Genomic DNA, 4,340 nt, shown 5'->3' on the forward strand with positions numbered 1-4,340 from the left:
GCGTGGCATTGGATCACGCGCGACAAGAGCACACTATCGTTCAGCTCGCTTTCGAGTCGAGCCACACACTGGCATACGCGCCTCTAGCGGGGCGTGAATTCCGTCCCGCGCAGCGCAGTCGGGTTATGGAACATTCCGGCTCAACCGGAGTTTGCATATATCCGGCTTTCTGCCGCCGAGCCCCTGATGCGTTGTGATGTGGCCTGAGGGCGGCGCTCGCCACGCCTCGAGGAGGCCCTACGATGGTCCAGCACACGATCCCTCGCAATCCGCACAGCACGGCAAGCATTGCCGGCCACCCTGTTCATGCAATGCTGATACCGTTCCCGATCGCCTTCTTCGTCGCGACCTTCGTTTGCGACCTTTTCTTCTGGCGAACCGGCAATCCGGGCTGGGTCACCGCTACGCTCTGGCTGCTGGGGGCAGGTCTGACCATGGCCGTGCTGGCGGCTCTTGCCGGTTTGACCGATGTCCTCGGCGACACCCAGATCCGCAATCTCCAGGACGCATGGTTTCACGCCGGCGGCAACGTGGTCGTCGTTCTCATCGAACTTACAACTGGTACTCGCGATATGCCAACGCGGAGGCAGCCGTAGTGCCGGTTGGCCTTGTCCTGTCGCTGATCGTTGTCCTCATCCTTCTGTTCACCGGCTGGAAGGGTTGGGGAATGGTCTATCGGCATCACGTCGGCGTTGCCGACGATCCGGACCAAATGCGCTGAATGCGCCCGCTTTTCCGGTGATTGAAGCAGCTCCAGGATTTCGCTGGAAGCTGTGTAAGAACAATCAGTCGGATTGGGCAAGCGATTCAAAAGTTGAACAACTCCAAGGCGCCCCGCGACGTTGGCCGACGGAAGCGGGTTCAGCTTGAACAGTCCGATCTACGACTACGACGGAATCGATAGGCCGGCCGGAAAGGTGTAGGATGCCTTGTCGTCCGCACCCAGACGAGGCGCACGGACGCTTGAAAGAGTAGATCGCGCTTTCGCCCATGTAAGGGGCAGGGAGGCGTCATGGCTTTCACCAAACACAGCGGAATATTCACGCCAGTCGAGCTGGAGCTCCTCCAGAAAGTATTCGATCAGTTGTGCAACGATCGCCGTCTGGCGTTAAAAGACGGGGACCAAAGAGAACAGCTTGCCTCCGACGTGCTCGAAGCCTTCCAAAACGGCTTCAGCGCCGAAGCGGAGTTGTTGCAATCGCTTGCGGAGCGCCGCACCGCACCGTCGCGACGCAATCCGGCTCGACAGCTCCGTCCTTGATTGTCTGGCGCGGCGAAGGCTGTCTTCCCGCATCGGGTTGACGTTGCGATCTGCCGCCCTGGAAGAGATGCCGCAGCTGGTCGCGCCAGGCTGTTCCTGCCGTTTTTTAACCTCAATCCGTTCTTAGCTGGCGATCGCCCGAAAGGGTAGAACCTTCGCGCTTGCTTGACTCGGCCCGCAAAAACGGGCAGCAAAGCAGCTGAGGGAGAGCATTTTTACCGTGGCGGAGACCATGGAGGGCTCTTTTTTCGTATGGACCGTCGCCACAATGGCGATTGGTGGAGGGATTGGTTAACCATCTTTGTCCATCTTTTGAATCAATCGGCAACAGACGCGTGAAGGTGCAGGGGGCACCAGGCGAGCTGTGATCGTGACGGGTGCCAGGTCCGCAAACCGGCATGCCGATTGAGAGTGGTCGTATGGCGTTTTTGCGTTTGAAGAACCGGGGTGACGCTCCTGAAGAGGGGGTAACTTCGAAGAAATCTGGTGGTCATCGTTGGGTTGTAGTGCCTGCTGTCGGCGCTGCTCTGGCCCTGTGGTCGGTCGCGACCATGGCCGGCCTCTATTCCGTGAGTACCTCGCTCACCGCCGCCTCCAACGGATTGCCGCAGAGCATGCTTGCGCCGCGCAGCATCGTGCTTGGCGACCAGCGCCGCAAGGTCGCGAACGCCTGGGCGCCGCGCCTTGCCGCGAACGGCGCGCACAAGACGGGCTCGCTCACCCGCGGCTGCGATGCCGGCTGCCTCAGTCTCGCAGCCAGCTTTGCGAGCTCCACGCCAAACCCCTCCAGCTTGGTGCATGACGGCAAGGCCGCGCGGCTGAAACCGGCACCGGATAGCGTATCGCATGAGAAGGTTGTCGCGGCTTCCGCCGCGGACGTCGCCGACCGTTTCGACAGCGTCATCAAGCGCGCCGGGCTTTCGCCGCAGAAACTGGCCGATGCCTTCCGGCGCGCCGAGAACGCTCCGGTCCTGCTGGCGAGCTTGCCGTCGGCAAGCCGCTTCGGCGGCGCGGCCGATAACGGTTCGGGCCGGAGTGGGCTGACCTTGAGCGGCCCGGCCGAGTCACGCTTTGGCGGAAATCAGGTCGACGTTCAGCGCGCGTCCGAACTGGCGCTGGCGCTTGCCAATGTCATGCCCGAAGAGACGGTCGACGTGCCGAGCGCCGTCGCGCTCGCCAGCGGCGACGCGCCTGAGATGACGGCCGGCGCTTCCGGCGACGACGGACAAGCTGAAGTGCAGGTCGCTTCGCTGCCGCCGCAGGATGATTTGCCCGACAGCATCGCCGTGCCTGGTTTGAGGCCGCGCACCGCCCTCGGGCGCGCGACGGAAGCGCCTGAACAGAATGCCGCGAGGAAGCCGGAACCGGCCAAGCCGCAGGCAAGCCAGGCGGCAAGGCCCCAAATTGCAAAACCGGAGTCGGCCAAACCGCAGCCGGCCAAGCCGCAGCCGACCGTTGTCGACTCCGCCGAAGGTGCGCAGACGCCGCGCTCGCTGAGGAGCTCCGACCAGGCGCTTCCGGGTGTGCAGGGTGCGAAGCCGATTGAGGCCGCGCCGGCCAAGCGCAGCAAGGCGCAAGCCTCCGAGATGCTCGCCTACGCCAAGCCGGACACGCCCGAGCGCGGCGGTCTCGGCAACGCCTTTAGGGGTCTGTTCAACAGTCCTTCGACGGGCAATGGCGTCGCCGTCTATGACATCTCGACGGCGACGGTCTACATGCCCGATGGCTCCAAGCTGGAGGCGCATTCGGGGAAGGGCGCCATGGCCGACCAGCCGCGCTTCGCCAACCGCAAGAATTCCGGCCCGACGCCGCCCGACACCTACAATCTGTCGCTGCGTGAATCGCGCTTCCATGGCGTCGAGGCCATCCGGCTGACGCCGACCAGCGGCAGGAACAAATATAACCGCAACGGTCTGCTCGCCCATACCTATCTGCTGCGCGGCGCCCCAGCCCAATCCAGCGGCTGCGTGGCCTTCAAGGATTATGGCCGCTTCCTCTCTGCCTTCAAGAAGGGGAAGATCAAGCGCCTGGTCGTTGTGCCGCGCCTGAACGGGTCGCCCACCCAGGTCGCCCAGGAAGGCCGCCAGGGCTGACCCCGCCCGCCACTATGCCGGCAGCAGCTTGTTGCCGGTAGGCTGCCTTTGATTTCGTGACGGTTTGCGGTCCTTACCGCCGTTGACGCGCGGCGCGGTCGACGCACGCGCTTGATGTCTTCGCCACGTCTCTTGCAACAGCGGCAGTGACCGGTTCCATCGAATTGCGGATGAGGAAAGGGAGAACTCCCTCTCCCAGAAAGCATATATAGCGCAGCCCGGGCTTGCGGCAAGCCCCCGGCAATGCCGTATGTACGCTGCCCTTGACCTCAGTTTAGGAAAGGGAGTTTGCATGCGGATTTTACTGTCGACTTACGGTTCGCGCGGCGATGTCGAGCCGGTGGTGGCGCTGGGCGAGCGACTGCAGGCGCTCGGCGCCGAGGTGCGGGTGAGTGTCCCCGGCGATGAAGAATTTGCAGCGCTGTGCGCCCGTGCCGGTGTGGAGCTGGTGCCGGCCTTCGCACCGGTGCGCGAATGGGTAAAGGAGATGACGCGGCGCAGGGCATCGGAATCGCCGAAGGACGTGGCCGCGCTCATCTCCGGCCAGGCGGCCGAGATCCTCGCCAGGCAATATGATACGCTCATGGCGGCCGCCGAAGGCTGCGATGCCGTGGTGGCCTGCGGCCTGTTTCCGTCCTGTGCCGCCGCGCGGCTGGTCGCCGGGCAGCGGCACATGCGCTACATCCTTGCCACCTTCTGTCCGATATGGCTGCCGTCGGCGCACAACCGGCCGCATGAATATCCGGGACATCCGCTTCCAGCCGGGGTGACCGACAACCGGCTGCTGTGGGAGACGGATATCGCGACCAAGAACGCGCTGTTCGGCCAAGCGATCAACAGCTGGCGCGCGTCGCTCGGATTGCCTGCGGTGGAAAATGTCCGCGATTACGTCTACGGCGATCCGGTCCTGCTCGCCTGCGACCCAGCGCTCGGGCCGTGGCTGCCCTCGGACCTGACCGATGCCAGGCAGACCGGCGCCTGGATCC

3 protein-coding genes and 1 pseudogene are annotated in these 4,340 nt (G+C 63.9%); all 4 read left to right on the plus strand.

Going from position 1 to position 4,340, the window contains the following annotated elements; translation table 11 throughout:
- The first annotated feature begins 257 nt into the window (after nt 1-257).
- A pseudogene (locus tag EOA60_RS20725) lies at nt 258-721 on the plus strand (DUF2231 domain-containing protein).
- Between the two features lie 291 nt (nt 722-1,012).
- A complete protein-coding gene (locus EOA60_RS38280; protein WP_179293627.1) occupies nt 1,013-1,261 on the plus strand; it encodes a hypothetical protein in 249 nt (82 codons plus the stop codon).
- 506 nt (nt 1,262-1,767) lie between these two features.
- Nucleotides 1,768-3,354: a tlde1 domain-containing protein gene (locus tag EOA60_RS20735; protein ID WP_245479192.1), complete on the plus strand. Its 1,587-nt coding sequence runs from the start codon at nt 1,768-1,770 to the stop codon at nt 3,352-3,354.
- Between the two features lie 292 nt (nt 3,355-3,646).
- Nucleotides 3,647-4,340, plus strand: a 694-nt coding sequence (locus EOA60_RS20740; protein WP_164899431.1) for a glycosyltransferase, incomplete at its 3' end; no start/stop codon positions are given.

The sequence above is a fragment of the Mesorhizobium sp. M1A.F.Ca.IN.020.06.1.1 genome, from assembly GCF_004023265.1.
In the GTDB taxonomy this organism is placed as follows: Bacteria; Pseudomonadota; Alphaproteobacteria; order Rhizobiales; family Rhizobiaceae; genus Mesorhizobium.